The sequence below is a fragment of the Streptomyces sp. R41 genome (genome assembly GCF_041053055.1).
Taxonomy (GTDB): Bacteria; Actinomycetota; Actinomycetes; order Streptomycetales; family Streptomycetaceae; genus Streptomyces.
The window spans coordinates 9,515,681-9,541,816 of the sequence record NZ_CP163443.1 but is presented as its reverse complement, the minus strand read 5'-3'; the positions used below and the strand labels follow the sequence as shown (position 1 = coordinate 9,541,816).

Below are 26,136 nucleotides of genomic sequence, written 5' to 3'. Positions count from 1 at the left end.
GGCCGCTGCGCCCTTCAGAGGGAGCAGCGGCCCCGGCCCTTGGCGTGACTACGGGGTGAGCCGGTTCGGGCCACGGAACAGGAAGGTGGCCTCCCGAATCGAGTCGAGGCCGAGCAGCACCATCAGGACCCGCCCGAGCCCCATGCCCAGACCGCCGTGCGGTGGGCATCCGTACCGGAAGGCGTTCAGGTAGTCCTGCATCGGCTCGGTGCTCATCCCCTTCTCCGCAGCCTGCTTCAAGAGCACGTCGTAGCGGTGCTCACGCTGCGCACCGGTGGTGACCTCCAGCCCCCTCCACAACAGGTCGAAGCTGAGCGTCACCCCCGGGTCGTCCGCCGGCCGCATGTGGTAGAAGGGCCGGATGCTCGTCGGATAGTGGGTGACGAACACCCACTCATGCCCGGTCTGTTCTTTGACGTACGAGGCGATCCCACGCTCGCCCTCTGGGTCCAGGTCCTCCTTCACGCCCGCCGGGTCCCAGCCCTTGGCCCGCAGGATCTCCTGCGTCTCGGCCATCGTGATCCGCGGGAACGGCGTCGTCGGTACCGTCACTTCGACACCGAACACCTCCTGGATCGCCTCACCGTGTGCGTCTGCGACCTTGGCGATGGCATGTGCGAGCATCTGCTCCTCGAACGCCGTCACGTCCTCGACTCCGTCGATCCACGCCAACTCCACGTCCACACCCGTGAATTCGGTGGCGTGCCGGGAGGTGAAGGACGGCTCAGCGCGGAAGACGGGCCCGATCTCGAAGACCTTGTCGACACCCGCCGAGATCGCCATCTGCTTGAAGAACTGCGGCGACTGAGCCAGGTAGGCGGAGCGGTCGAAGTAGCCGAGCTTGAACACCTCAGCGCCGGACTCCGAGGCGGTGCCCATCAACTTCGGGGTGTGCATCTCGGTGCAGCCCTGCCTGTACGCGTACTCGCGCATCCCTTGCTCGAGTGTGGTCTGCACAGCGAACAGCAGCTGCGCCTGGGGCCGCCGCCGCACGTCGAGGAACCGCCAGTCCAGGCGGTGTTCGAGTCCGGTCTGCTCGTCGATGGGTAGTGGAGTCTCCGCCCGGTTCAGTACCTCGACCGATTCCGGGATGATCTCCAGGCCACCGAGCTTCACGATCGGGTTGTCGACCACGCGACCGGTGATCCGGACCGCGGACTCGGGCGTCAGCCCCTCCAGCGCGGTCTCAACCTCGTCGCCTTCGCCGCCGCGTTTGTGAGTGACCTGCACCATGCCGGTGTGGTCGCGTACGACGACGAACTGCATCTTGCGCTGCAGGCGGAGCGTGTTCACCCAGCCCGACACAGAAACGGTCTGCCCGACATGTTCTCGCAGGCCAGACACCAGTACACGGCTAGTCGTGTGGATCATCGCAGCCCTCCAAGGGGCGTCGTCATGATCCCTTGGGGGCGCGGACGAGAAGGGTACTCGCGGTGCCACCGCGCCTTTACCGCAGCTCACAGAGCCACAGCCTCATTCATGCCCGATGACGGGGGCCGACCGGCGGGGCATTGGACCTTCCACGAGGCCGTTCCTCCCCGCGCTCAGGAGGGTCTTCACCTTGGGACGCAAGGCCGCCTTCCCAGCTACCGGCGACTCTCTCTGCTCGCGTGATCCCGCGGCTACTCGTCTCCTTCAACGCGTTGCTGTCGAGCATAGCGGGGTGGGCAGCGATGCAACAGCAAGATCGCGCCAACGAGCGGCCTGTCGGAGCGGCGTGCGGCCGTAATGACGGAGCCGACTATGCGAGAGGATCCACCTCCCTTTCACCAGGTATTTCTTGAGTGATATCACGGAGGTGATTTTTGGTCGACGCGATCGTATTCTACGCTGCGCTGGTCAGGCCCTCGCATCGATCCGACCCACCCAAGGCATAGAAGAATTTTCGTCGGCCGCTTTTGCGATAGAGAGTCGCGCACTCATGAGCAATCGACGCATGTGAACACCAGGCACGAGCTCACGTCCCGTTTTACCACCGCCCTTGCGCGAGTAACTCAGGGAAAGGAACCCCTTCAATGGAAGGAATATCCACGCCCGGAAGTTCGGTCGAGGTTGTCTCAACTCTGCCATCGAAAGCACCCGACCACAGCATCAAGCACGTCTTCCAAACGTCAGACATGGCTACCTTCGAAGCCGTGCAACTCTGGGAGAGAGAGCACCAAGCCTATTCGGTGTGCATGTCGGCCCAGGCGGGTTGCAGGTATGGCTGCACACATTGCGCCACCACCTTCGCGCGGACTCCCTTCGTTCGAAATCTACACGCGGAAGAGATTACCTCCGCAGTAGGGCAGCTGGAGCAACAGGTAGGTACTCAGCAAGGCCCCCTCATCTGGGTCGACTTCGCCGGAGTCGGTGACGCTGCCGCCAACTGGAACCACGTCACCACCGCCGCGAAAACGATCGTCGACCAGGGAATGGCTCGGCAGGTGAAGGTAACTAGCATCGCCCCACAGGCTTGGGTGCGAAATCTCCTGAAGCCCAAGTCCTGGCTCCCGGATCGCCTCATGTTCTCGCTGCACGGCGCCAACGCCGCTCAGCGCAGGGTGGTCATCCCCCGCGCGGACGACCCTTCAACCGTCTTGCCACTGTGGGCAGCTGTCGCTGAAATCCGCCCGGTGGTGCTGAACTACATTCTCTGCGAGCACAACACACGGCCCGATGATGAAGCAGCGCTGACTCAGCTGCTCGCTCCCTACGCCGGACGCTTTCTCATACTGAGGCTCTCCAGCTTCAATCCCGTGCACGGCAGCCCGCTGCTCCCAAGCGCGAGGGAAGAGGAATTCATCGCCGTACTCTCCCAAGATCTGACCGGCTGGACGGTGTCCCACCACTTGTCTGCCGGCAGGGAGACGGCCGCTGCGTGCGGGCAGCTTCGGGCAGAGATCCTGGATCTCGCTCCGCCAACCAAACGCCCAGGGCTCTGACGACGACACACGAGCACCTGGGCGAACTGCCCAGCAGCCACGCCCAGGCCTGCCGTAGCCGATCCTGGTGAAGAGCCGCCCTGTCCTCCGGTCTCCCCCGTAGCCGGAGGGCAGGGCTTCATCACGACATACGTCAGGATGCTTCTGGCTCAACGATGCGGGACTGCGCTGCCAGGAAACCGCCCGGGATCCACTTCCGCAGCACCTCGGGTACCGCCACGGTGCCGTCGGCCTGCTGATGTTGCTCGAGAAGCGCGGGCACGAGACGGCTCGTGGCCAGGCCGGAGGCGTTCAGCGTGTGAACGAACGCCGACCGACCCTGCCGGGGCCGGTAACGGATGTTGCCGCGCCGGGCCTGGTAGTCGCGGGCGTTCGACACCGAACTGACCTCGACATACGTCCCGATGCTGGGCAGCCACACCTCGACGTCGTATGTCTTGGCCATCGCCGCGCTCGTGTCCCCGGCCGCGGGGCGCGCCACTCGGTAGTGCAGGCCGAGCTCTCGCACCAACTCCTCGGCTCTGCCCAGGAGTTCATCGTGCGCGGAATCCGAGGCGTCGGGGTGCGTGAACTGGAACAGCTCCACTTTGTTGAACTGGTGCCCGCGCAGGGTCCCCCGCTCGGCTGTGCGGTAGCCCCCGGCCTCCCTGCGGTAGCACGGCGTGTACGCGACGTACTTCCTTGGCAGCCCGGTCTCGGGCAGCGTCTCGTCCCGGTGCAGATTGACCAGCGCGGTCTCGGCGGTCGGCAGCAAGAACCGCTGCGGACCGCGCTCGCCCTCCTCCAGAGCGAAGACCTCCTCGGCGAACTTGGGGAACTGGCCCGCCGTGTACCCGGCCTCGTAGGTCAGGACATGTGGAGGCAGTACGAACTCGTAGCCGTCCCGCACATGGGCCTCCACGAAGTAGTTCAGCAGGGCCCACTCCAGGACTGCGCCACCTCCCCGGTAGAGCCAGAAGCCGCTGCCGCCGAGCTTCGTACCGCGCTCGTAGTCGATCAGCCCGAGCGCGCGGGCGAGCTCCACGTGGTCCTTCGGCGTGAAGCCGAACGCCGGACGTCGGCCGACGGTGCGAACGACCTCGTTGTTCTCCTTTCCCCCGGCCGGCACATCGGGGTCGGGCAGGTTTGGTAGCGGCTCGAGGAACGCCTGACGTGCCCGTTCCAGTCCGTTGAGCCGCGTGTCGGCGGCGGTCAGTTGCTCGCCGACGGCTGTTGCCTCGGCGTGCAGGGCTACCACGTCCTCACCGACCCGCTGCCGCTTCGCGACCTCTCCGGAGATCCTCTTCCGCTCGCCGCGCAGGCGTTCCACCTCGGCGCGCACCTGCCGGTAGTCGTCGTCCAAGCGCAGAAACCCGTCGAGGTCGACGTGGACCGCCCGCTTGGCCAGCGCTTGCTGGACGTACGCGGGATTCTCGCGCATCAGGGTGACATCGATCATCCTGCCGGTGCTCCGTTCGATCAGTCGTCATGACGTGATCCCTTGGGAGCGCGGGCGAGAAGGGGCAACTCGCGGTGCCACCGCGCCTTCGCCACCTTGGTGGTGGCCTCGTTCAAGGCCCGGTCACGGGGGCCAGCCGGCGGGGCATTGGGGCCTCTGGTGGGGCCGTTCCTCCCCGCACTCGGGAGGGGATTCGCCCTGGAACGCGAGGCTGCCTTCCCAGCTACTGGCAACTCTCTCGACTCGCGTGATCCCGGGCTACTTGTCTCCGTCATCGCGTTGTACTCGAGGTTAGGTGCGCTGCTGTCACACGGCCAACGTATTTGTCTGGAGTCCCGCGTGTGGAAGACCGGCCGCCGACCTTTCAGACGCTTCGCCGTCGCCTTGCGGAGCCGAGACGGCTTGGTGAATCTCGCTGGCGGCCACGTGGCCGTTGGCCTCAGGCTTGCGAAATGCCGATCGCCATCACCCCGAGGCCGCCGTACCACTCCACTGCCGTACGCCCCCAGTGGAACGACCTGCCCCACCACATTCGCGAAGTCATCGCCCGACGCCTCGGGGGTAGCGTGGCCGCCCGACCGAGTGCCGGAAGCGGTTTCACCCAAGGGTTCGCCACCGTGATCACCGGAGCAAGCGGCACCCAGTTCGTCAAGGCCGTCAGCAGCGCGGACTCTGCCCACATCGCCGACTGCTACCGGCGTGAAGCCGAGGTCAACCAGGACCTGCCCCAGGCCGTACCAGCGCCTCGACACCGGTGGAGTGAGGAACTGGATGGATGGGTGATCCTCGGGTTCGACGCCGTCGACAGCGGCCGTATGCCCAGCTCGCCGTGGAGGACCGAAGAGCTCGCAGCCAGCCTCGACGCGTATGCGACCACAGCCGAGGCGCTGTCCACACCACCCACCGCATTCCAGCAGGTCGGCCTCAAACCAGTCGGCGAAGACGGTGACTTCGACGACTGGCGGCTGCTCGCCGCCGGCACCACAAGCGCCACGATCCTCCCCGCATGGGTCCCCACAAGCCGACTGGACACCCTGGCCGAGCTGGAATCCCAGTGGCGGCAGGCCGTCGCTGGCAACGCAGTCCTCCACCACGACCTCCGCCAGGACAACATCCTCGTCGACGCGAAGGGCACCGCATGGATCTGTGATTGGAACTGGCCTTGTCTTGGCGCTAGTTGGTTCGACCTCGCGCTCCTCCTGGCCACAGCACACGCTGATGGCCACGACTCCACCACTGTGTTCAGGAAACACCCCACAGCTCGCGGAGTCGACACCGCTCAACTCGATGCCGCTCTGGCCGCGCTCTCGGGCTTCTTCCTGGTCTCTGGCGCACAGCCCCCAGCCGATTGGTCGCCGTACCTGCGTCAGCACCAGACGTGGTGCGGAGAGGCCACGCTGCGGTGGCTAGCGGCCAGGCGCAAGTGGCCCCTGTGACCCCACCAACTGATCAACCGGCACACCAATCGGCCGACGAAGCGGGGGGAGTCAGCACCAGAGCCCATCCCAGTGCCGCGCATGCCGAGCACGGCCGACGACGTGCTCCCGGAGGACGATTGACAGCAGCGGCCTCACGCGACAGCCGAATCTGGGACCTGCGGCCACATGGTTCCGTGAGCCTTTTCCATCCTCAGTCTGAGCTGGCCAGATGGAGGGTGAGGACAGCGTGGACGAGGCCGGTGATTCGGGTCGTCGAGCAGCGGAGCTTGCGCAGGAGCCGCCAGGACTTGAGGGTGGAGATGGCTTGCTCGACCAGTGCCCGGACCTTCGCGTAGGACCGATTGGCGGCCTGCTGACCGGTGGAGAGGCTGTCCCATTGGCCGCGGTAAGGGAGACGGACCGTGCCGCCTGCGCCCTGGTAGCCCTTGTCGGCCCAGCAGTTGATGCCGGCCTCGGCGAGAGCGTCGATGATGCCGTGCTCGCGTGCGGCTCGGACATCATGGACAGCACCGGCCAGGGCCGGTGAAGCCCACAGGAGACGACCCTTCGGGTCGGCTATGACCTGCACGTTCATGCCGTGCTTCCTGTGTTTTCCCGAGTAGAAGGGGCGGTCGGCGGCGATCCGGTCGATCGACAGAAGCGTCCCGTCCAGAATCACGAACGCCTTCATCGACGCGGCCCGTACTGCTTCGGTGAGCGTGGGGGCGAGCGCGGCCAGGAGCTCGACGGCCTCGGTGACGTACCGGTAGACGGTGGTGGTACCGATCCTGAAACCTGCCGCGAGCTGGGCATAGGGCTGGCCATTGCGGAGGTGGGCAAGGGTAAGTAGGGCCTGACGGCCCGCGGTCAGGCGCCGCCATCGGGTGCCGAGAGAGCGCCGACGTTCCCTCAGGCGGGCGGCGAGGAAGCGAAGGGCAGAGCTGGACACGTCGATGCCGGACGGGTAGACAAGCATGCGGAGCCTCTAGTGGAGACGGTTCTCTTGGTCGAAAACCCATCTACCAGGGGCTTCATCAGCCTGTCAGGCCAACTGCCCAGCCAACACCAGAGGTTGGAAAGGGCTCACTGGTGTCGTGCTCAGCGAGCGTTCGCGTCCTTCCGAAGCCCTCTGCCTAGGCGAGACTGGCGGGGTGTCAAGGAAGCCCCTGCGGCCATGTTCGCAGTGCCGTGCGCCGCCCCCCCAGAGACGCTGACCCCAACGGGCGGTACGCGACTCGACATGCCGAATCCGTCAAGGCGACGGGTCCAGCGGCGCAACGAGATCTACCGGCGAGCCGTGTACCAGGGACTGGAACTCGTCAAAGGAGAGATTCTGTGGGCCCAAGGCCGGTGCCCGGTGTACTGCGTGCCCATCTCGATCCACAAGCGCATGGATTCGGTGGACTGCTCGCCGAAGTCCCGTACACGGACATGGCGAATGTCAATGTCTTTAGTCGTGTGCACGGGTGGGCTGGGGGTTCATTGTGGTGGGGGAGGCGCCCGCGATCGAGGCGGGGCCGTGGGAGGGATCCGAGTGATCCGGAGGAAGGGGAACTTCAGTGAGCGATTTCCAGAAGGGGTCCTCGGTGCATCAGATTGCCTTCCACTGGGACGGCAACCATGGCCACGAGGGCACTGGCATCAACGCCGTCGCTCACTCCTCCTCGGTCGAGCGGGCCGAGGAACTGGGGCGGGAGCTGGGCCCGTTGCTGCGAGTTTCCCGTGCGGCGACGGCAGGTCCGAGCGTCGTGCGCACGCATTCGCGCGACGGGGACGTCATGCTCGTCCAGCGCTGGCCCACCGCTGACCGGAGCGGACGCCCCAGGACGATCAGCCATGTCCTGATCGGCGACCCATGGATCATGAAGACCCGCCTGTGCCTTGGCCTGTCGTACGGCGGCTGGCGCAGTCAGGAGAAGGCCGAGCTGGCGCGTGGGCGTCACCCCGAGGTCGATTGCGAGGCACTCGACGAGCTGGCGCGCCGTCGGCTGCCCGAGATGATGGAACTGCTACCCACGGTTCAGCAGGCGTTGGTCCTGGTCACCGCGGAGCTGCTGCGCGATCCCACGCAACGGGTGTCGCTGCTCCTGGAGGAGCAGACACCGCGCGGCTGGCCGGACCGAGACGCGGTGCCGCTGGTCTATCTTGGGCTGTTCCTGATCTTCGGGTCCTGGTTGGGCCAGCAGTGGACGTTCGCCACCTACGACACGGTGGACACCCATCCCTTGCGGCTGATGTCCGTGCCGCGCTGGGAGCCGGACACGAGCGCTGCTGGCCCACTGGCCCGGGTCATGGGCCGTCGGCCGGACGTCCCCCGTTTCGAGCACATGGCGGCGGCACGGTTGGTGAAACACCTCCTCGCGCAGCGGCAGGAGGTTGCCGGCGTGCCGCAGCTGGTCGAAGAACTCGCCGACGGGGCCAACCTGGGCTGGGAGCGACGGCGCGAACGACTGCGGGAGATCCTCGGCATCGCCCGCCCGAACGGCGCGAGGGCCATAGCGCCCGCGCCCCTCCCGTCGGAACTGGGCCCGACTTCGGAATGGGACCGGGATCGGAACCAGGAGCGGGAAAGCGGCGGGGAAGCGAAGCAGGCCCAGGATCAGGAACGGGCCCGATCCACCCGCCGACCAGCCGCAAGCGAGACAGGCCGCCTGAACCACGCCTTGCGCACCTGGCATGAGGCACCCACCGTCGCAGCCGCGAGACACCTGGCCGGACACGAAGGACTGCTGGTCGATGACCGCTACCTGCTTACCGCACTGATCGGCCAAGGCGGAATGGCACGGGTGTGGCTCGGCCACGATCAGCGGCTGAAGCGGCCCGTCGCCGTCAAGGAGATCCTTTTCGGGTCCGCAACGACCCTCTCGGAACGCGCGTCGCTGACCGCGCGGATGCAGATTGAGGCGCAGGCCGCGGCGCGGATGCGCCATCAGAACATCGTCGCGGTCCACGACGCCTTCCACTTCCAAGGCACTCCCTGGATCGTCATGGAGTATGTCCCTGGCACCGGCCTGGATGTGCTGATGCGCGACCAAGGCCCGCTCCCCTGGAAATATGCCGCCGCTTTCGGCGCCCAAGTGGCCGATGCCCTCGCACACGTGCACGCTGCCGGGGTGATCCACCGCGATCTGAAACCTGGCAACATCCTTGTCTCCGACGCCCAGGTGATACTCACCGACTTCGGCATCTCTCGAATGCTGGACGTCCCCGGCGTGACCACCGCCGGCAAAGTCATCGGAACGCTCCCCTACATGTCACCCGAACAGCTGTACAACAAGCTGGTGCCGGCCAGCGACCTGTGGGCACTGGGCGTCACCATGTACGAGGCAGTCGAAGGACACCGGCCGTTCCAAGGGGATACGCAACCCGAGCTGTTCGATGCGATCCGCCAGCACCCGCTCCCGCCGCCCCGGCGCGCTGGGGCGCTGACGGCCCTGCTCACAGCCCTGCTGGACAAAGACGCGGCACGCCGCCCGGATGCGCAGGACACGGCCCGCACTCTGCGCGGTGCCGCAAGGTGAAGCACGCGCCTGGCGCACTGGTAGAGCAAGCCATCTCCACCCTCAAGTCCTGGCGGCCCCTGCGCGAGCTCCGCTGCTCGACGACCCGAATCACCGGCCTCATCCACGGTGTCCTCACCCTCCATCTGGCCAGCTCAGACTGAGGATGGAAAAGGCTCCGTGAGTGTTGCTCCCCAAGAGGGGTTCTTCGATTCAGGTCGGGTATCACGGTGGCGAAGTGCACAGGGAATGCTGGGAAGTTTCGTACAGCCCAAGAGCATCTCGCACCTTGGGGTGTTGAAGTGGAACAGGTGGCTCTGGAGCTGGATGAGATCCAGACCACGTCAGTTGCGATAATCGCGGAGCACAAGGCCCGGCAGGCTTACGCGATTCTCGGACGGCCGTTGTTCGTCGAGAATTCAGGCTTCTACATTGAGGAGTTCGGTGGTTGGCCGGGACCGATGGTAAACAGGCTCTGGAGGCTTTCGGCCCCGACGGAATCACCCATCTCTCGGACCTCGCGGAGAAGCGGACCTGTCGTTTCGCGAGTCCGCGGTCTACGGGGACACCGACGGTGAGTTGCACACCTTCGCGGATGACGCCCGCGAGCCAGGAAGGATCGGGATGGCACCCGATCGGGGGCGCGGTTCACGATCCTGGTCCGATCTGTGGTCAATCTTCGTGCTGAACGGAGCCGGCGCGACACTGGCCGCCTTGCCGGAGGACGAGCAGAGCCGTGTGTTCGCTGAGTGGGGAAAACGCTCGGTCGTCGCAGCCCTGGGTGAGTGGCTGGCGCAGTCACAATGACATTGCTGCGGTGATATCACCTCAGGGATAGGGAGCCAGGCGGCCTGTGGTCCATGGTGGACGTCCGCCGCCTGCCGGGCTCCTACTAGATTTCCCGGTTGCTCTGCCGGGCTGCTCGGTGAAGTCGGCGAGCGATCCATTCACTTATGGGAGATCGCGTTGACACACTAGCTCCTGCCCACCGAGAGGTCTCAGCTATGTCGCGCCCGCTCGAAGAATCGCCCTACGCGTTCACTGTCCCGCCCCTGGTCGAGGCGGTGCCGGCTGCACGAGACAGAATTGTGAGCCGTGCAAGGCGGCTTGGGCTGGCCCTGAACGAGGAGCTGGCCCAGGACTTGAAGTTGCTCACCGGGGAACTGGTCGCGAACTCGGTCATGCACACGCAGGCCGCGTGCGTTGTGTCCGTACGGTGGACCGGAGAGCGGCTCCGTGTGGAAGTCACCGATGTTGACCCCACTACGGTGCGTCCGTCTCAAGCTCGGTCCGCGGACGAGAATGGGCGCGGTCTCTTCCTCGTTGCAGCGTTGGCAACGGAGTGGGGCTCACACCCCTGTGCGGCGGGGAAGAAGACCTGGTTCGAGCTGACGGTTCCCACGTCCGCGGTGGACACCAAAACCGGGATGTCCTCATACCATGAAGCACCTGCTGACCACGCGGTCTTCAACTGCGCAGTAGACACCCACTCCGCTGTAACGGAATCCGTGCCAATCGCCAGTGCACGTGCACGAGTCGAGCACCAAGCGGCTTGAGCTGCTTCGAACCAGGCAGAGGTGGTCAGAGGAGTGGTCCACGACGTGGCGCGGGACGTCGAGCGTGGCGACATAGGTGACCAACTTGAAGCCTCTGGTGGTTGCGGACATGATCTTGTGGTGAGACCTGTCCTACCAGGGGCTCTACGTGCGTCTGCGGTCGGGTGTGGTCCGTCCGACTCGCCTTTGCCAGGCGGTAGTTCACACCGCGTCGCGCAGATCATTTCGCTGAGGACACGTCACTGGCTGGCCCGTTCTTCCTAGGGCTCGGCGGACGAGCCGACTAGCGCGCCACGTGGTAGCGGAGGTAGACGACTCTCGAACTGAGGGTGCGGGTCTCGACGAGTTCGAGATCCACCCAGCGCTCGCGCTGGGGAAAGAAACGGAACGCCACCGCCGGTGCACGCAGCCGCGTTCGCGGAACCAGCGCAGGACCAGAACGGCCGCCCGCGACCTGGTCCAGCGGGGCGGTCCCCGCGGCGTTCTCGTGCACACTGGCAGCTGGCGCGACCATCGCGATGACCAACCCCAACACGTCTACTGCCAGCCCCTGTTTCGTCCCAGGAACCCTATTGGCCGCAACCCGCCCTGCGTTCACCTCATCAGGCGACACCAACGGAGCCAAACCCTCAACGACCGTCCTCTCAGCGCCGATCGGCCATGGGTTAGATCACGCCAGTTCGTCCCCAACTGCGTTGCGTCTGCAACGCGTTATGGGAGAGGATGTTCGAAGAGTTCTGTGGCGTGTGCGACACGGAGGAACTGCATCTCGTACAAGTACGTCGTGACTGTCGAAGTTGGACTGTCATGACGTGTAACACGACGAACACGGGGGTGGGTGGATGAAGTTCGACATGGGGTCGACGACCCTGGCGGATCTCGGTAAGAGCACGGTCGGGTCGACTGAAGACCTGGGAACGCTGATCCGGTGGCTGGTCCAGGCGGCGGAGCCGCTGGAGGGGAAGTTCAACGGGGCGGGCAAGGCGGCGTTCGACCGGTTCAAGAACCACACGGACGAGATCACCAGCGCCTTGAACGGGTCCCTGAGCGCGATCCTGGGCGGCCAGTCCGGCATGGACACCGCGTTCGGCTCCGGTGATCTGGAGCAGGAGGACAACGCCCACCAGAACATGGGCCATTCGAACTTCGACGCCGCCCGCTTCGGCGCCCGATAGCCGTCACCAAAGGGGAATTTGACCATGGGTCAGGACCAGGACCGCCGCTCGTACGACACCGGCGCCTCCACCGAGGTGCAGGGCAGCCTGCAAGGCATCATCGGTCAGTTGGAGCGCGTCCTCGGCGACCGTGACCGCGCGGTGCAGGCCGCGATGGCCGACTTCACCGCCGACGGCGTCGCCGATGAGTATCACGGCAAGGAAAAGCGCTGGAACCACGCCGCGAACGAAGTCCGCGACATCATCCGCCTTGTCCGCACCACGCTTGAGCAGAACGACGGCACCGCGCAGTCGACCATGGCCAAGGCACGGGCGGCCGTCGACAACATCGGCTGAGTTCTGCGTACTTGGCGTGCAGGAGTAGCGGGGCAGTGGGGCATTAGGGGGCGGGCATGTCGAAGTGGGATATCGATCCGGCCGGTGTGGGTGTGGTCACCTCGCGGGTGGGTGAGGTGATGACCGCGCTGGACGAGATCGTCCAGGCGTACGGCACGGACCTGGAGGGGGCCGCGACAGCGGCCGGCACCCTCGTGTCCGGTGACACGGGCGGCAAGGGTCTGGTCGGCGGGCTGGTGGGCTCGGCGCTGGTCGAGTTCGTCGAAGGCACCGCGAGCGAGCTGCAGTTCATCGGCACGCGGACCGGCAAGTCGGTCACCGGCGCGGTCGAGGCAACCCTGGCCTATGAGGCGGGCGACGTGGAGATGGCCGCGCACGTGCAGCACGAGGCGGCGGGCGTGGTGGACGACAGGCTGGAGATTGCGGACCTGAAGCGGGGCAGGCTGTGATCAACCCCGAGGGCATCCCTCATTTCACCGGCGATCTGGGGCTGCTGGACCACCACGTCACCGGGCTGCAGAACAACGCGGACGGCATCCGGCGGGCAGGCGAGGCCGCACACACGCGGTTCCAGGCGTTGTCGGCGGTCTATCACGCACCCGAGGCAACCGATCTGTTCGCCTCCACGGCAGCAGTGCGTGATGGCGCCGACACGTTCGCCGACAAGGTCGAGACCGTCGCCAGAGCGCTCGCCGAGTACGGCCAGACGGTCAAGCCGATCATCGACCGGCTGGAGCATCTCAAGGTCAAGGCGGCCGCATTCGTGGCGTCCGTCGACAAGGACACCTACCGCGGCTCCGGCGAGTGGACCCACGGCCTGGTGGACAACGACTGGACCAAGAACCAGGACAAGGTCGACGAACACACGGCGCTGATGAACGGGGTGGCCGAGGCCAAGGCTGCCTTCGAGGCCGCTGAGATCGCCGCCCACAACAAGATCACGGCCCTGGTGGGCGGCACTCAGTACATGCAGCAGTCCAACCACATGCTGGTGCCGTTCGGGGTCAAGTTCTACGGGGCCACCGCCGAGACCTACGAGCACGCCCAGAAGCTGCCGTGGGGCAGCCCGCAGGACCTGGCCCACAGTGGTTGGGACATCGGTTACCAAATCAAGGAACACGTCTGGGACGGGTTCGTCGTCGACGGCGTGGTGGGGACCCTCGACGGTGTCTTCACCATGGCCGGAGGTCACGGTACCGACCAGGCGAAGCTCGCCTGGGAAGGCCTCACCCGCGCAATCGTCGGCGGGGAGACCTACCTGCAGGAGTCCAGCGGGCAGAAAGCCACCGGTTTCTGGGCCAGCGACTTCGCCCAGGGAAGCAAGCCGTACGCCAAAGAGACCGGCAAGGCCTTCCTCAAGTGGGACATGTGGAAGACCAACCCGGCCCGCGCCTCGGGCAGCGTCGTCACTTTCAACCTCCTCCCCTTCGCCGGTGCCGCCACGGCGGCACGCGTCAGTGCGGCCGGCAAGGCCGGGGCCGGCGCCAAGGCCGTTCTCACCGCGGCACGCATCGCCGACGCCGTGGACCCGGTCAGTACGGCCGTCCGGGCCACCCGGTATGCCCTGCCCAAAATCTCCGAAGTCACCGCCAACGTCCGTAACGGACTCGGCGAATTGCGTGCCGCCAAGGGACCGGAGAGCGTGCTGGAGCTCTCCGACGGATCCACACTCCACGTCGGAAACGGCGAGTTCACCGCCGGCAAGAACGGCATACCCCACCCCGGTGCCATCCCGCACGAGCTGCCGGCCGCCGAACGTGCCACCTCAGCCACTGTGCGCCCCCAGGAGCCCGCACTCGTCGGCGCCGGAGCGCGTGCGGCCGAAGGCAGCATGCACACGAGCGAGAACCTGCCCGCACGGGCCAGCCACGAACCTCTTCAAAAATCAGAACCAACGCCGTTGTCCAGTCGGGCAGGCCACGGCTTGGGGGACACGAGCGCAGGCTCGCATAATCGCTCCGGGAGCGAGGCGAGCACGGCCCGCGAGAACTCGAATGGCTCTGGTCTCGTGAGCCACGAGTCGGGATCCGCGAAAGCCCGGGCAACAGGCCATGGCGGGCATGGTTCAGAAGGCTCGCGAGGATCCGAAGGATCCGACGCTGGCACTCCTCACGAGCCTGTGCACGATCACGACCCGGAGCATGCGGACAACCAGGAGTCACACGAGGGGCATGGGGAGGAAGGCACCGCCGACACGAGTACGCCCCACGACACAGGTCGGCATGGCGCAGGGGATGGGGAGCCTGACTTCACCCGCCCGACCTTGCCACCCGGCGATGGGTCGCTGTCTCTACGCGAACTGCGTGCTGTACGAGGCTTTCGGCGACGCTTCGAGGCCGCGGAGGAGTTTGGTCGGGAGACCTGGGGTGGGGACCCTGAGCGGCACTTCCCAGTTCCGATGCATGACCATCCCTACTACCCCGTGTCGACTCCTATGGGGCGTAAGGTCGACGTGCCAGTGGATCTCCCGGATGGCAGGGTTCTGGCTGTAGAAATTAAGCACTACCTAGAATTCCGGACGGTCAAGCTTGAAGATGGAACGAATAAGGTGGTTCAAGGGGAGGTGCCACTCAACAAGGGGATCATGGAGCAGATAAATAAGGATCTCACGCTGCGCCGCCTGGATCCCAGCTACGATCCTCGCTGGGTATTTACGGGCGCCCACCCGTCTCCAGCCCTACAGGGTTACCTCAAGCAGGCTCGTATAATTTTCGTTACATACGGACCGGCTCCAAGGTAGTATGAAATCAAGCGCGTAATGGAAGGTGCCAGAAATGCCGAGGGCGAGTACTCCCGGACCCGATCTCGAACGATGGATCGAGGAAGGGCGCCTTACCATTCTTGATATCGCCAGCATGCTGGGTGTTTCCCAAGAAGTGTATGAGGGAGACCCGCTCACTCTCATCCCTGCCCTACAGAACTACACGTCCCGTCTTCCGCTCGCCGAGTTCGAGGAGTCGGACTGGGTGACGCTGCAGAGTGACCTCATCGCGTACGTTGCGGATTTCCTAATCCGGCGGCATGGCGCGCACTGGAAAGTGGTCGACGATCCCTCGATGCCTCGCGGATATCGCTACGTCGTTGAGGTCGAGGGCCGCGATGGAGAGACTCGCAGGATCGACCCCGTCGACATCGTTCGGGTTGAGTTCGGCAATCTGCCCATTGAGATCACCAGGATGCTGGCCAGCGCGGAGTTGACGTTGCACTTGGCATCTCAGTCTGGCGACGGAGGGGAAAATGGCGCTGATTCATCGAGGCCATGAGATCCCTACCGCTCATGCGGCGGACGGCATTGAATTCCTCGCCGAAGACACTCAGGAGCTGATCGGCAAGATCGGGCGCACTCCGGACGGTCTCGACACTGCCTTCAAAGCCTCCTCGACCTTGTCCAGGACTCGCGGCGGGCTGGATCCAGAAGCGGAGGAGTTCGACACCTGGGCCTCCTACGTGACGTCCATGCAGTTGGGTTCCGCTCTTTTCGCCGCAGCAGCAGCAGATGAGCCCGCGATCGAATACCAGATCGATCGGCAACTCCGGTCAATTCCTACCGCCGGTGCCCAGTCGTACGCTCACGCCGGAAGCTGGATCTCTGCGCTCTGGCTTGCATCATCTGCCACGAGCAGAACCGCGGGACGGAACTCTGCAATGTTCCTTTCTCCACGCTACGCGCTTCTGGCGCCACGTTCGATGAATACATCTACTCCCGTCCTGGAGCGCGGCTGGGTGGGCGAGTTCGAGACGTGACCGCAGGCAGCACTCAGCAGCCCATGGGCCAATCCAGCTAGGAATCAAGTGACTTATCCCTCATACCCCGCCGGTGGAAGCCAGCCGGGACAGCAGCTTCCCTACTTCCCGCAGCCTCATGAGTCCTTGGGTGCCTATCCGGGCCCGTACTACGGCGGACCGGCTGGAATGGGTGCGGCCCCGCTGTCGTTCGCGGACTTGGGGTCCCGGCTGGGTGCTCCGTTGTGGTGCTGCTGGGACAAGCCGTTGCGGCAGTGCCTGCACGACAAGGTCGCCGACAACATGACCCTCGACGTCTGAGGCCGCGGCATGGCAGCCCAGGACTACGACAGTCAGTTGCTGGAGTCGGTGTCGGTGCGGCGTCGGCGGCTGCGAGATGCCCTGTTGTTCGGGGCGCAGCGGCAGCGGCGGACGGTTGATGAGCGGCTGGGGAAGGTGGTGGCCGGGGTGGTGATCGCGGCGGTGTTGTGTGCGGGGTGTGTGGGGTGGTCGTTCGTGTCGCATCGGCTGATCGGGAAGAGCGGGTACGGGTCCTCGGTGCCGTCCTCTCCGCCATCTGTACCGTCGGCTTCCGCTTCGCCGTCGGCGGCGGCGTCTGCTTCTCGATGACTCGATGATTGGTTGGAGTGCGTGATAACTGCGGGGGCTGTGGGCCGTGGCCGGACGACGTTGAGCCGGGTCACTTTGGTGGGTGAGCGGCGGCGAGTGGATCTCGTGCTGCCGTCGCAGGAGCCGGTGGGTCTGCTGCTGCCGGAGGTCATGCGGTTGCTGGATGACCAGGTGACCGGCCGCCCGGAGTTGCGGCATCTGGTGAGCGCGGACGGTACGGCGCTGGAGCTGGACGGCACGCTGGAGTCGGCGGGCGTGGCCGATGGCGCCGTGTTGCGGCTGGTGCGGGCGGAGGATGCGCCGTCGGCTCCGGTTGTACATGACGTCACCGACGAGGCAGCTGCGGATCTGGATACGCGTGCCTGGCGGTGGCGGCCTGGAGCGCGACAGGTAGTGGCCGGGGCCGCCACGCTGTTGTGGGCGCTGGCGGCCGGCGTGCTGTCCCTGGGCCGGTTCGACGTCGCTGCGGCAGGCGGGGCACTGCTCGCTGTCGCCGGAGTAGCGGCGCTGAGCGGTGCCCTGTTGGGGCGGGCCGGGAAGTATCCGTTGGCCGCCACGCTGATCGTCACTGGCGCAGTGCTGGGCGTGCTCGGTATGTGGTCGCTGGGTGATGTGTACGCGTGGCCGGGGGCGGGGCGGCTGGCCGGTGTGGGCGCGGTCGCGGTGGTGGCGTTGTTGCTGTTGGGCTGGTTCTCGCCGTTGGGGCGAGGCGGTCTCGTGGGGGCGGCCGCGCTCGGCGGATCGGTCGTGTGCTGGGAAGCCGCGCTCGCGGTGCAGTCCGGTGGCGGGCCGGTCTCGCAGACGGCCCGCGTGTCGGCCCTGCTGGCGGTGGTATCGGTCATCGTGCTGGGCGTGTTGCCTCGGCTCGCGCTGATGGTCTCGGGCCTCTCGGGCCTGGATGACCGGCGCTCAGGTGGGGCGTCGGTGAGCCGGTACCAGGTGTCTTCGGCGCTGTCGGCCACCCATCGCGGGCTGGCGCTGGCCACCGTGGTCATGGCGGTTTCGGCCGCCGTGGCCGGGGTGTTGGTGCTGGATGCGGTGTCGGTGTGGACGGTGGCCTTGGCGGGGGGTGTGGCGGTGGTGCTCGCGCTGCGGGCCCGCGCGTTCCCGCTGACGGTCGAGGTGGTGGCGCTCTTCGCTGCGGCCTCGGTGGTGGCCGTACGCCTGATCCGAGTGTGGCTGGAACGCTCCGGTGCGGCGGGGCCGTTGGTGGTACTGGTGGCGCTGGCACTGGTACCCCTGTCGATGCTGGCGGTGCGGCCCGCTGAGCATGTGCGGGTGCGGCTGCGCAGGTTCGGGGATGTGCTGGAGTCGGTCGGTGTGATCGCTCTGTTCCCGTTGGTGATCGGGGTGTTCGGTGTGTACGGGCGCCTGCTCGGCACCTTCGCGTAGGGGGTGCGCCATGGCTCAACCAGACTGGCAGCGGGACATCCTGCAGCAGCTCGGCGACCAGGCTCCCGCGGGCGTTGAGCCGACCATCGCCCTGCGCCCTGCCCGCCCGCTCCCTACTGGACCAGCGGATCCCCACGGCGTCGCGCAGGCCCAGCAGACACCCGGCGGTCCCGACCAACCAGCTCCCGACCAGCCTGGCCCGAACGAGCAGCAGGGGCGGGCGCGGCCGCCGGTTCCACGTGGCATGCGGGATCCGCGCCTTCCGATGGCCGCGCCGGAATCCGTGCCCACCGTCGATCCCCGCCTCGCGCACGCCCTCGGCTCTCCGCAGCACGGCGACTCGGTGGCCAGGCGCACCGGGCGCACCCTGCGCCAGCTGACCGAGTCGGCCGGGCGGGAGGTGGCCGAGCAGTCCCGGCTGGCGCGGGAGATCCAGCAGCCGGTGACCACCGGCCGCATCATCGCGGTGACCTCGATCCGGGGAGGGGTGGGCAAGTCCACCGTGTCCGCCCTGCTGGCCCGCACCTTCAACCACTACCGGCATGACCCGGTCCTCGCGCTGGAGGCAGATGCGGCCCTGGGCACGCTGCCGGTGCGTCTGGGAGCGGAGTCGGTGCGCTGGGCGTGCGCGGACCTCGCCCCCATCCTCAAGCCCTCCATGCAACTCACCGATGTCACTGGCTACTTGGCGCCGGTGGCGGACGGGGGCTGGCTGCTGCCCGCGGGCCAGGGCCGGGTCGGCGCCCCCCTTGACGTACGCACCTACCGCACCGTGACCCTGGCGCTGCGCCGCTACTTCGCGGTGACGGTGGTGGACTGTGAGAGCCTGCCCGGCGAGGTGGCGCGGACCGCGATGGACACCGCCCACGCCCGGGTGGTGGTCGCCCCGATGACCGCGGAGGGCGTGGGCGCGACCCGCCAGGTGCTGGACTGGCTGGCCCAGTTGCCGCACTCCGCGCTCGCCTCGAGTGTGGTGGCGCTCTCCGCGAACTCCCCCGACACCACGCTCGATGTGAAGACGGCCGTCGCGCATCTGCGGGACGCCGGGGTGGTCGTGGTCCTGCTGCCCTATGACCGTCATCTGGCCCAGGGAGGCCCCATCCACACCGCCATGCTCGGACAGTCCACCCGCCAGGCCGCCATCCGGCTCGCCGCCGAGGCCATGGCGCGGGCGGTGCGGGTGCGATGACCCAGCACCAGATCCACCGTCCGGCCCGTTCCACCCGCCCCCTGTCCCCGGCCGAGCCGCGCACGATCGAGCCGCCGCCGAATCTGCCCGAGGGCAGCAGCGGCCGGGCGGCGACCGCCCTGCTGCCGATGGCCGGGGTTATGAGCTCGGTCGTCATGATGACCGTCATCCGCAACAGCCAGTTCGCCGGGCTCGGCGCGGTCGTCTTGGTCGTGGCGCTGCTCGGCGGGGTGGTGCTGTTCCTGTCCCAGCGGGGTAAGGCGGCCCGCACCCGACGCACCCAGCGCGAACGCTTTCTGGAGTACGTCGAGGAGGAGCGCGAGGTCCTCGGCCAGGTGGAGCGGGAGTTGCGAGATAGGGCGCGGCTGCTGAACCCGCCGCCGCCGGCCCTGTACGACGTGGTGCGCGATCCGGCCCGGCTGTGGGAGCGCCGCCGCACGGACGCGGACTTTATGCGCGTGCGCCTCGGCGTGGGCGACGTTCCGGTGCAGGAGCTGGTTGTTGGGCAGAGCTCGGTGGGGGGTGTGCTCACCCCGCCGGATCCGTTCATGCTGAACGAGGCTCGCGCCCTGCAGCACCGCTTCGCCACCGCGCCGGACGTACCGCTCACCGCCGCCCTGGACAGGGCGGGCAACGTCAGCATCGTCGGCGACCGGGACGGCGTGCTGAACGTCGCCCGCGCACTGCTCATCCAGACCGCGGTCACGCACGCGCCGGACGACGCGGCCCTCGCCCTGGCGGTACCAAGCGACGAGCTGGCGCAGTGGGAGTGGGCCAAATGGCTGCCCCACGTCCTCGACACCCAGGGGCAAAACGGGCCAGTGGCCGCGTGTCGGATCGCGCCGGGCCTCGCCCAGCTCGCCGCCCAGCGCACGGCGGATCTGCGCCGCCGCGCCTCCTACGCCGCCGAGGTACGCCGCGGTCTCGCCGACCGGCACGCACTCCAACTCACCGACCGGCTCCTCATCGTCCACGACAGCCACGGACAGGCCGCCGCCGAACTCCCGCGCCCGGACCAGGCCGTGGGCCTGGCCGACATGGGGATCACCGTGCTCCACCTGCTGCAGCAGCAGATCCACGAACCGGACCAGGTCAGCGTGCGGATCACCGTCGACGGCGACCGGGTCACCGTCGAGGACCTGCGCACCCCCGACGCCCTGCCCGGCCAGGGGGTCGCGGACGCGGTCAGCGTGCCGGGCGCGGAGGGCCTGGCCCGGCTGCTCGCCCCGCTGCGGCTGTCCGCGGAGTCGGCGGCCGAGGGCACCCCGGTCTCGGGGCCGGTGGACTTCCCCGACCTGCTGGGCATCGACGACCCAGCCGCCCTCGACCTCGTACGACTCTGGGCGCCACGCGGGGAGCGGGACTTCCTGCGCGTCCCCATCGGCCTCAACGACCGCCATCGACCGGTCCTGCTGGACCTGAAGGAGTCCGCCGAACTCGGCATGGGCCCGCACGGGCTGTGCGTGGGCGCCACCGGCTCCGGCAAGAGCGAACTGCTGCGCACCCTGGTCCTCGCGCTCGTCGCCACCCACACGCCCGAGGACCTGGCGATGGTGCTGGTCGACTACAAGGGCGGCGCCACCTTCGCCCCGTTCACCCACCTCCCGCACGTGGCCGGAGTGATCACCAACCTGGAGAACGAGGCCGGACTCGTCGAGCGCGTCCACACCAGCCTGGCCGGCGAGGTCAAGCGCCGCCAGCAGGTCCTCAAAGACGCCGGGAACATCGCCGACATCGGCCACTATGCCGCGCTGCGCGCCACAAAGCGGCCCGACCTGGAGCCACTGCCACACCTGTTCGTCGTCATCGACGAGTTCGGCGAACTCCTCACCGCCAAGCCCGACTTCATCGACCTGTTCCTCTCCATCGGCCGCATCGGCCGCTCCATCGGCGTCCATCTGCTGCTGTCCGGCCAGCGCATCGAATCCGGCAAGCTCAAGGGCCTGGACACCTACCTGTCCTACCGCCTCGGCCTGCGCACCTTCTCCGCCGACGAGTCGCGTACGGTCCTGGACACCACGGACGCCTTCCAGCTACCGCCGCTGCCGGGCTTCGGCTACCTGAAGGTCGACACCTCCACGTACGAACGCTTCAAGGCGGGCTTCGTCTCCGGCGCCTACCACGGCCCCGCCCGGCGCGAGAATGCCGACGCCGAGCCGCTCGTGTGGACGTATCCCGCCTTCAACACCCTCCCCTCGCCCACGGAGACAGCGGACGAGCCACCGGCGATGCGGGAACGCGAGACCGGCCCGACCGTCATGTCCACCATGGTCGACCAACTCGCCGTCGCCGCACCGCCGGTGCGCCGCATCTGGCTGCCCCCGCTCCCCAACGCCCTCACCCTCGACCAAGCCGCCGGCCCGGTGCAGGCCTCCCCGCGCGGCCTGCACCTCACCCCCAGCCATGGCGTAATGCGGGTGCCGCTGGGAGTGCTGGACGATCCGGCCCGGCAATGGCAGGGACCCTGGGTGCACGACCTGAACACCGCCGGCGGCCACACCGCGGTCATCGGCGGGCCGCAGTCCGGCAAGACCACGCTGCTGCGCACCCTGGCCCTGTCCCTGGCCCTCACGCACACCCCGAACGAGGTCGCCCTCTATGGCCTCGACCTGGTCGGCGGCGGCCTGGCCGCGCTGTCCGGGCTGCCGCACGTCGGCGGGATCGCCTCCCGCGCCGACCACGAACGGGCCACCCGCACCGTCGCCGAGGTCCGCGCCATGCTCAACCAGCGCGAAGAGGCCTTCCGCACCTACGGCATCGACTCCGTCGACCAACTACGCGCCCTGCGGTCCGCGGGCAAGCTGACCGAACTCGGCTCGACCGACGTGGTACTGCTCATCGACGGATTCGGCCAACTGCGCGAGGAGTTCAACGACCTCGAAGAATCCATCGCCGACCTGCTCAAGCGCGGCGGCGGCTACGGCATCCACATCGTCGCGGGCATGCTGCGCTGGAACGACGTACGTATCAACACTCAGTCGATGTTCGGCAGCCGGATCGAGCTGCGGCTCAACGACCCCGCCGACTCCTCCGTCGACCGCAAACTGTCACAGACCCTCGGCCCAGACACCCCGGGCCGGGCCCTGACCGACGGCAAGCTGTTCGCGCACGCCGCGCTGCCCCGCATCGACGGCCAGGCCTCCACGGCCAACCTGGGCGATGCCCTGGAGGAGGCGGCGCGCACCCTCCGCGCCGCCTGGCACGGCGAACTCGCCCCACCCGTACGGGTCCTGCCCACCCACCTGGACGCCGCCCGGCTGCCCTCGCCGGCCACCGAACCCACCCGGATCCCCCTCGGCCTGGACCAGGACGCCCTCGCCCCCGCCCTCCTCGACCTCTTCGGCACCGATCAGCACCTGCTGATCCTCGGCGACAACGAGTGCGGCAAGACCAACCTGCTCAAGCTCATCGCGGGCCAACTCACCGCCCGCTACACCGACACGGAACTGGTCTTCGGCGTCTTCGACCCGCGCCGCGGCCTGCGCGGTGTGATCCCCGAGCCGTACCGCGGCGGCTACGCCCACAACGCGAAACTCGCCGCCGCTCTGGCCAGCGGCATCGCCACCGAGTTGGAGAAGCGGCTGCCGGAGACGGCGGACCCCGATGCGCCGATCCTGGAGCCCGCCTTCACCGGGCCGCGCATCGTCATCCTCGTCGACGACTACGACATCCTCACCACCGCGGGCCAGCAGCCCCTCGCCCCTTTCCTGCCCTACGTCTCCTCCGCCCCTGACATCGGCCTGCACTTCATCGTCACCCGCCGGGTCGCCGGATCCGCCCGCGCCCTGTACGAGCCCTTCCTCACCACCCTGCGCGAGACCGGTACCACCGCCCTGCTGATGACCGGCGACCGCACCGAGGGCCAGCTCTTCCCGGGCCTGTACGCCTCCGTCCAGCCGCCCGGCCGAGGCACCCTCATCCGCCGAGGCCGCCGCCACCAGCTCATCCAGACGGCCCTCACCCACGCCGACCAGACCGACAGAACTGAGCAGTTGTGACCAAGGACGTCATCGCCCTCACCGAGAAGATGCCCGACCCGGTCACCGTGCTCGCGGGCCTGTACGCGGGCGGCCCCGACCTGCGCATCCACGCCCTCGCCGACGGCGCCATAACCCAGCTGTGCACCCCCACAGGACACCCCCTCCTCTCCGTAGAGGTACCGCTACTGCTCCAGGTACCAGGCGAGGTCTCCCGGCTGCTCGGCCCGCGCACCCAGGCCCCCGACACCCCCCTGTGGTGGACCGAAGCCCGCGCCACCACCGCCCTCGCGGAGGCCGAACGCCTGGCCGGCTCCTTCGCCGGACGCCTGGCCACCGTCCTCGGCGGCACCGTCTGGCCCCCCGAGGCCGCCCACACCGACGTCGTCCCCCTCAGCACACAAACCACCACGGCTCCGGCCCCCGGCACCACCACACCGCCGGCCGCCGATATCCTCACCGACTGGGCCGCCATCGTCATCCAGGACCGCCCGCTCATCCCCATGACCAGCTGGCTGTCCGACACCCTGAGCACCGCCATCACCACCGGCCGCGCCCTGCAGATCGTCACCCCGCCTCACACCCGCCTCACCCTGCCCACCCGCAACGCCCTGGGCGGCCACCCCCACCGCTGGGTCGTCCAACACCCCGCATCCGGCTACTACGACGGCCTCTCCGGCGCCGAACTCCACTGGGCCGACGGCGCATTCGCCCCCACCAAGGACACCGACGGCAAACCCCGCCTCGCGGAAGCCTTCCACCCCCCAGGCAATCCCCCCGTGGCACAAGGCGAACGACAACTCCTGCTCACCCTCCGTACCCTCCACCCCGCCACCGAGGACCTCCTCCTCGGCGACGCCCTGGAAACCGCCTGGCACCACCTCACCGGCGCCCCGCCCGCCGGCTGGTCCACCGCCGAACCCGTCAACCTCCCCTGGAACAAACGCCAGTTGACGGACCTGGCCCGCGCCCGAGCCCAGCAATCGGCCCCCACGTGGCTCATCGCAATCGGCGCACTCGAACACCCAACCATCGCCACCACCCGCATCACCCACACCCCCGCAGGCATCGAGGAACACACCACCCTCGCCCTCGGCTACGGCCCCGACGAAACCGTGCCCCTCGACTCTCTCCCCGACCTGGCCGAAACCCTCGCCACCCAGCACGGCCTGACCTCCCTGCTCACCACCCTGCGCACCGCACGACGCGACCTGACCATTCCGCCGCACCTCGAACCCCCGCCCATACCCGTGTCCTTCACTCTCGGCCCGGATTCCGTTCGCGACATCGGCCTCACCCACGCCGAGAACCCCACCCTCGACGTGACCCCGATGCGCCTCGGCCCCACAGCCAGACCGGCTCTGCGCTATCCCCTGGGCGACGGCACGGACCCGGTCGCCTGGACCAGGCTCCAACAGCTCAACCAGCACCTGGGGCGGCGGCCCGGACGGTCGGCGAACTGACAATGCCCTCGCCCAGCGGAGTACGAACTCCGCACAGCGCCCGTGACGCAAGCCCATGCGACTCAGTTCGGTGCAATTCATAACAGACTGTCCCAATTATCTGAAACCATGGGATGCCAGGAGCCCCATTCGATCCCCGACCCCGGTGATCGGAATGAATTCGGCGTCTCAATTGCCAGGGAGGGAAGCAGTGAAGACGATCGACGAGCAGTACGACGACGGATACAACGGAGCTCTGTTCACCGCGGAGGCAGCAGAGCAGGCCTGGTTCATGGGTGGATTGGACTCGTTCCTTGCACCCACCGTCCGGCAGCGGCTGACCGCCTACCGTGACCTGCGGCACTCCTGTGACACCACCCATCAGCTCGCGGACGACTCGATGGCGCTGTCGCGGGCTGCGGCCGACTACGGCAAACTGCGCAGGGCATTGTTCTTCGACGCTACGCAGCATGGCGCGGAGCCACCGTGGCGCATCGTGCAGCGCGGATCGCTCGCCGTGCGCATCCGACCACGTCTTCACCGGTGCGCGGAGGCGGCACTTGTGCTGTCCCAGGGCGGGCACGAGGTACCCTCATGGGCTCGCGCCTGGACATTCACGGCCCTGTCCAACCCGTTCAACCCGAAGGACCCGGGCACGTGCTTCCCGGTCACCCTGTATCGGCACTTCGAACACACCGAGCCCGCCAAGGACTCGTACCTGATCGACGCCCCGCCCGAGCTGGAGCAGCACGGCGAGTGGTACCGACAGATGTTCTACGGATTCCTGACCCTGGGCATGAAGGTGTCTCTGGGCGCCGTCACCCACGAGGACACGAAGCGCCGTGTCGTCGAGGGCCCCGACCATGTCGACAGCTCGCAGGAGTCCACGCGGCAGCAACGGAAGGCGCCCGAGGCCGCGCCGCGTGACGCAGACGCCCGGAGAGACTGCCCCGGGACGGGCAGAAAGGAGAGGTGATCTTCCAAGAACCTGGGGACGACTGGCACGTCAAGTGCCGCGTATGCGGTACGAGGTGGGCCGGCGGCAGCGACATCGTCCCGTCCCACAATGACCGGCGTTCTGGGTCTCACCACCTCCAATAGCTCCCGGGCCCAAGCAACGACTCGACGCTCGGTACCTGCTACGGCAGCTGCCGCTCGGCACGAGGCTGCAGATATACACGAAAGAGATGTGGCCGCGTAACAAGCAGGTGTTCAGCCATCTGATCCCGCTCACGGAGCGGCCCGAGCAGTCGAAGATCGTCGACCAGGTCGAACTGTGCAGCTGTATACGCCGTCGTTCACAGGCGGATCGCCATCACCAACGCCAGGACCGCGTAATCCCGGCGATCCAAGACGGCCCCGAAGTGGGCGACTCCAGCGTAAGGTTCCGGTGGCTGTCGCAAACGCCCTGCCCAGAGACCTCGCCCGCCCCTCCG

The 26,136-nt window shown here is 67.5% G+C and carries 21 protein-coding genes and 3 pseudogenes; 19 read left to right on the top strand and 5 right to left on the bottom strand.

Features of this window, described 5'->3' with window-relative positions; all coding sequences use genetic code 11:
• Nucleotides 1-48: 48 nt before the first annotated feature.
• Nucleotides 49-1,371: an aspartate--tRNA(Asn) ligase gene (aspS, locus tag AB5J53_RS43320; RefSeq protein WP_369251060.1), complete on the bottom strand. Its 1,323-nt coding sequence runs from the start codon at nucleotides 1,369-1,371 to the stop codon at nucleotides 49-51.
• A 644-nt stretch (nucleotides 1,372-2,015) separates the two neighbouring features.
• Between aspS and AB5J53_RS43315 the strand changes: the two genes are divergently transcribed.
• Nucleotides 2,016-2,924 (top strand): hypothetical protein, encoded by a 909-nt coding sequence (locus AB5J53_RS43315; RefSeq protein WP_369251059.1) that lies wholly within the window; start codon nucleotides 2,016-2,018, stop codon nucleotides 2,922-2,924.
• Between the two features lie 133 nt (nucleotides 2,925-3,057).
• On the opposite strand, the gene serS is transcribed toward AB5J53_RS43315, so the two are convergent.
• Nucleotides 3,058-4,362, bottom strand: a complete 1,305-nt coding sequence (gene serS / locus AB5J53_RS43310) for a serine--tRNA ligase (protein ID WP_369251058.1) — start codon at nucleotides 4,360-4,362, stop codon at nucleotides 3,058-3,060.
• Nucleotides 4,363-4,979: 617 nt separating this feature from the next.
• On the opposite strand from serS, the gene AB5J53_RS43305 reads away from it, so the two are divergent.
• Nucleotides 4,980-5,798, top strand: a complete 819-nt coding sequence (locus AB5J53_RS43305) for a phosphotransferase (protein WP_369251057.1) — start codon at nucleotides 4,980-4,982, stop codon at nucleotides 5,796-5,798.
• Between the two features lie 193 nt (nucleotides 5,799-5,991).
• Here AB5J53_RS43305 and AB5J53_RS43300 read toward each other — a convergent pair whose 3' ends face one another.
• Complete coding sequence (locus AB5J53_RS43300; protein WP_369251056.1) at nucleotides 5,992-6,756, bottom strand: IS5 family transposase; 765 nt, start codon at nucleotides 6,754-6,756, stop codon at nucleotides 5,992-5,994.
• 583 nt (nucleotides 6,757-7,339) lie between these two features.
• On the opposite strand from AB5J53_RS43300, the gene AB5J53_RS43295 reads away from it, so the two are divergent.
• From AB5J53_RS43295 to AB5J53_RS43280, 4 genes and pseudogenes are all read left to right on the top strand, one after another.
• Nucleotides 7,340-9,301, top strand: a complete 1,962-nt coding sequence (locus AB5J53_RS43295; protein ID WP_369251055.1) for a serine/threonine-protein kinase — start codon at nucleotides 7,340-7,342, stop codon at nucleotides 9,299-9,301.
• A gap of 14 nt (nucleotides 9,302-9,315) precedes the next feature.
• Nucleotides 9,316-9,444: pseudogene (locus AB5J53_RS43290) on the top strand (IS5/IS1182 family transposase); the annotation flags it as partial.
• Nucleotides 9,445-9,510: 66 nt separating this feature from the next.
• On the top strand, nucleotides 9,511-9,858 hold the full coding sequence (locus AB5J53_RS43285; protein ID WP_369251054.1) for a non-canonical purine NTP pyrophosphatase: 348 nt from the start codon (nucleotides 9,511-9,513) through the stop codon (nucleotides 9,856-9,858).
• 375 nt (nucleotides 9,859-10,233) lie between these two features.
• The gene (locus tag AB5J53_RS43280) at nucleotides 10,234-10,836 is read left to right on the top strand and encodes an ATP-binding protein (RefSeq protein WP_369251053.1); all 603 of its coding nucleotides are present in this window, start codon (nucleotides 10,234-10,236) and stop codon (nucleotides 10,834-10,836) included.
• A 283-nt stretch (nucleotides 10,837-11,119) separates the two neighbouring features.
• On the opposite strand, the pseudogene AB5J53_RS43275 reads toward AB5J53_RS43280, so the two are convergent.
• Both AB5J53_RS43275 and AB5J53_RS43270 read right to left on the bottom strand, forming a co-directional pair.
• Nucleotides 11,120-11,218: pseudogene (locus tag AB5J53_RS43275) on the bottom strand (dihydrofolate reductase); the annotation flags it as partial.
• 60 nt (nucleotides 11,219-11,278) lie between these two features.
• Nucleotides 11,279-11,413: pseudogene (locus tag AB5J53_RS43270) on the bottom strand (IS5/IS1182 family transposase); the annotation flags it as partial.
• 265 nt (nucleotides 11,414-11,678) lie between these two features.
• On the opposite strand from AB5J53_RS43270, the gene AB5J53_RS43265 reads away from it, so the two are divergent.
• The 13 genes from AB5J53_RS43265 to AB5J53_RS43205 all read left to right on the top strand — a co-directional run bounded on the left by AB5J53_RS43265 (nucleotide 11,679) and on the right by AB5J53_RS43205 (nucleotide 25,676).
• Entirely contained in the window at nucleotides 11,679-12,011 is a 333-nt protein-coding gene (locus AB5J53_RS43265; protein ID WP_369251052.1) for a hypothetical protein, read from the top strand.
• Between the two features lie 24 nt (nucleotides 12,012-12,035).
• Complete coding sequence (locus tag AB5J53_RS43260) at nucleotides 12,036-12,347, top strand: pore-forming ESAT-6 family protein (RefSeq protein WP_369251051.1); 312 nt, start codon at nucleotides 12,036-12,038, stop codon at nucleotides 12,345-12,347.
• 56 nt (nucleotides 12,348-12,403) lie between these two features.
• A complete protein-coding gene (locus AB5J53_RS43255) occupies nucleotides 12,404-12,796 on the top strand; it encodes a DUF6507 family protein (protein WP_369251050.1) in 393 nt (130 codons plus the stop codon).
• Complete coding sequence (locus AB5J53_RS43250) at nucleotides 12,793-15,087, top strand: hypothetical protein (protein ID WP_369251049.1); 2,295 nt, start codon at nucleotides 12,793-12,795, stop codon at nucleotides 15,085-15,087. Before AB5J53_RS43255 ends, AB5J53_RS43250 begins: the two co-directional genes overlap by 4 nt.
• A gap of 34 nt (nucleotides 15,088-15,121) precedes the next feature.
• Nucleotides 15,122-15,610, top strand: coding sequence for a hypothetical protein (locus AB5J53_RS43245; RefSeq protein WP_369251048.1), 489 nt, complete (start codon nucleotides 15,122-15,124; stop codon nucleotides 15,608-15,610).
• Nucleotides 15,585-16,091 carry an Imm49 family immunity protein gene (locus AB5J53_RS43240; protein WP_369251047.1) on the top strand — a complete coding sequence of 169 codons (507 nt, stop codon included), beginning with the start codon at nucleotides 15,585-15,587 and terminating at the stop codon, nucleotides 16,089-16,091. The genes AB5J53_RS43245 and AB5J53_RS43240 overlap by 26 nt, the downstream gene beginning before the upstream one ends.
• Before the next feature lie 48 nt (nucleotides 16,092-16,139).
• Nucleotides 16,140-16,391, top strand: a complete 252-nt coding sequence (locus tag AB5J53_RS43235) for a hypothetical protein (RefSeq protein WP_369251046.1) — start codon at nucleotides 16,140-16,142, stop codon at nucleotides 16,389-16,391.
• A gap of 9 nt (nucleotides 16,392-16,400) precedes the next feature.
• Entirely contained in the window at nucleotides 16,401-16,700 is a 300-nt protein-coding gene (locus tag AB5J53_RS43230) for a hypothetical protein (RefSeq protein ID WP_369251045.1), read from the top strand.
• A gap of 60 nt (nucleotides 16,701-16,760) precedes the next feature.
• A complete protein-coding gene (eccD, locus tag AB5J53_RS43225) occupies nucleotides 16,761-18,092 on the top strand; it encodes a type VII secretion integral membrane protein EccD (protein WP_369251044.1) in 1,332 nt (443 codons plus the stop codon).
• 10 nt (nucleotides 18,093-18,102) lie between these two features.
• The gene (locus AB5J53_RS43220) at nucleotides 18,103-19,281 is read left to right on the top strand and encodes a hypothetical protein (protein ID WP_369251043.1); all 1,179 of its coding nucleotides are present in this window, start codon (nucleotides 18,103-18,105) and stop codon (nucleotides 19,279-19,281) included.
• Nucleotides 19,278-23,279 carry a type VII secretion protein EccCb gene (gene eccCb, locus AB5J53_RS43215; protein WP_369251042.1) on the top strand — a complete coding sequence of 1,334 codons (4,002 nt, stop codon included), beginning with the start codon at nucleotides 19,278-19,280 and terminating at the stop codon, nucleotides 23,277-23,279. Before AB5J53_RS43220 ends, eccCb begins: the two co-directional genes overlap by 4 nt.
• Nucleotides 23,276-24,721 (top strand): DUF6177 family protein, encoded by a 1,446-nt coding sequence (locus tag AB5J53_RS43210; RefSeq protein WP_369251041.1) that lies wholly within the window; start codon nucleotides 23,276-23,278, stop codon nucleotides 24,719-24,721. The genes eccCb and AB5J53_RS43210 overlap by 4 nt, the downstream gene beginning before the upstream one ends.
• Nucleotides 24,722-24,911: 190 nt before the next feature.
• Nucleotides 24,912-25,676 carry a hypothetical protein gene (locus tag AB5J53_RS43205; protein WP_369251040.1) on the top strand — a complete coding sequence of 255 codons (765 nt, stop codon included), beginning with the start codon at nucleotides 24,912-24,914 and terminating at the stop codon, nucleotides 25,674-25,676.
• The last annotated feature ends 460 nt before the right edge of the window (nucleotides 25,677-26,136 follow it).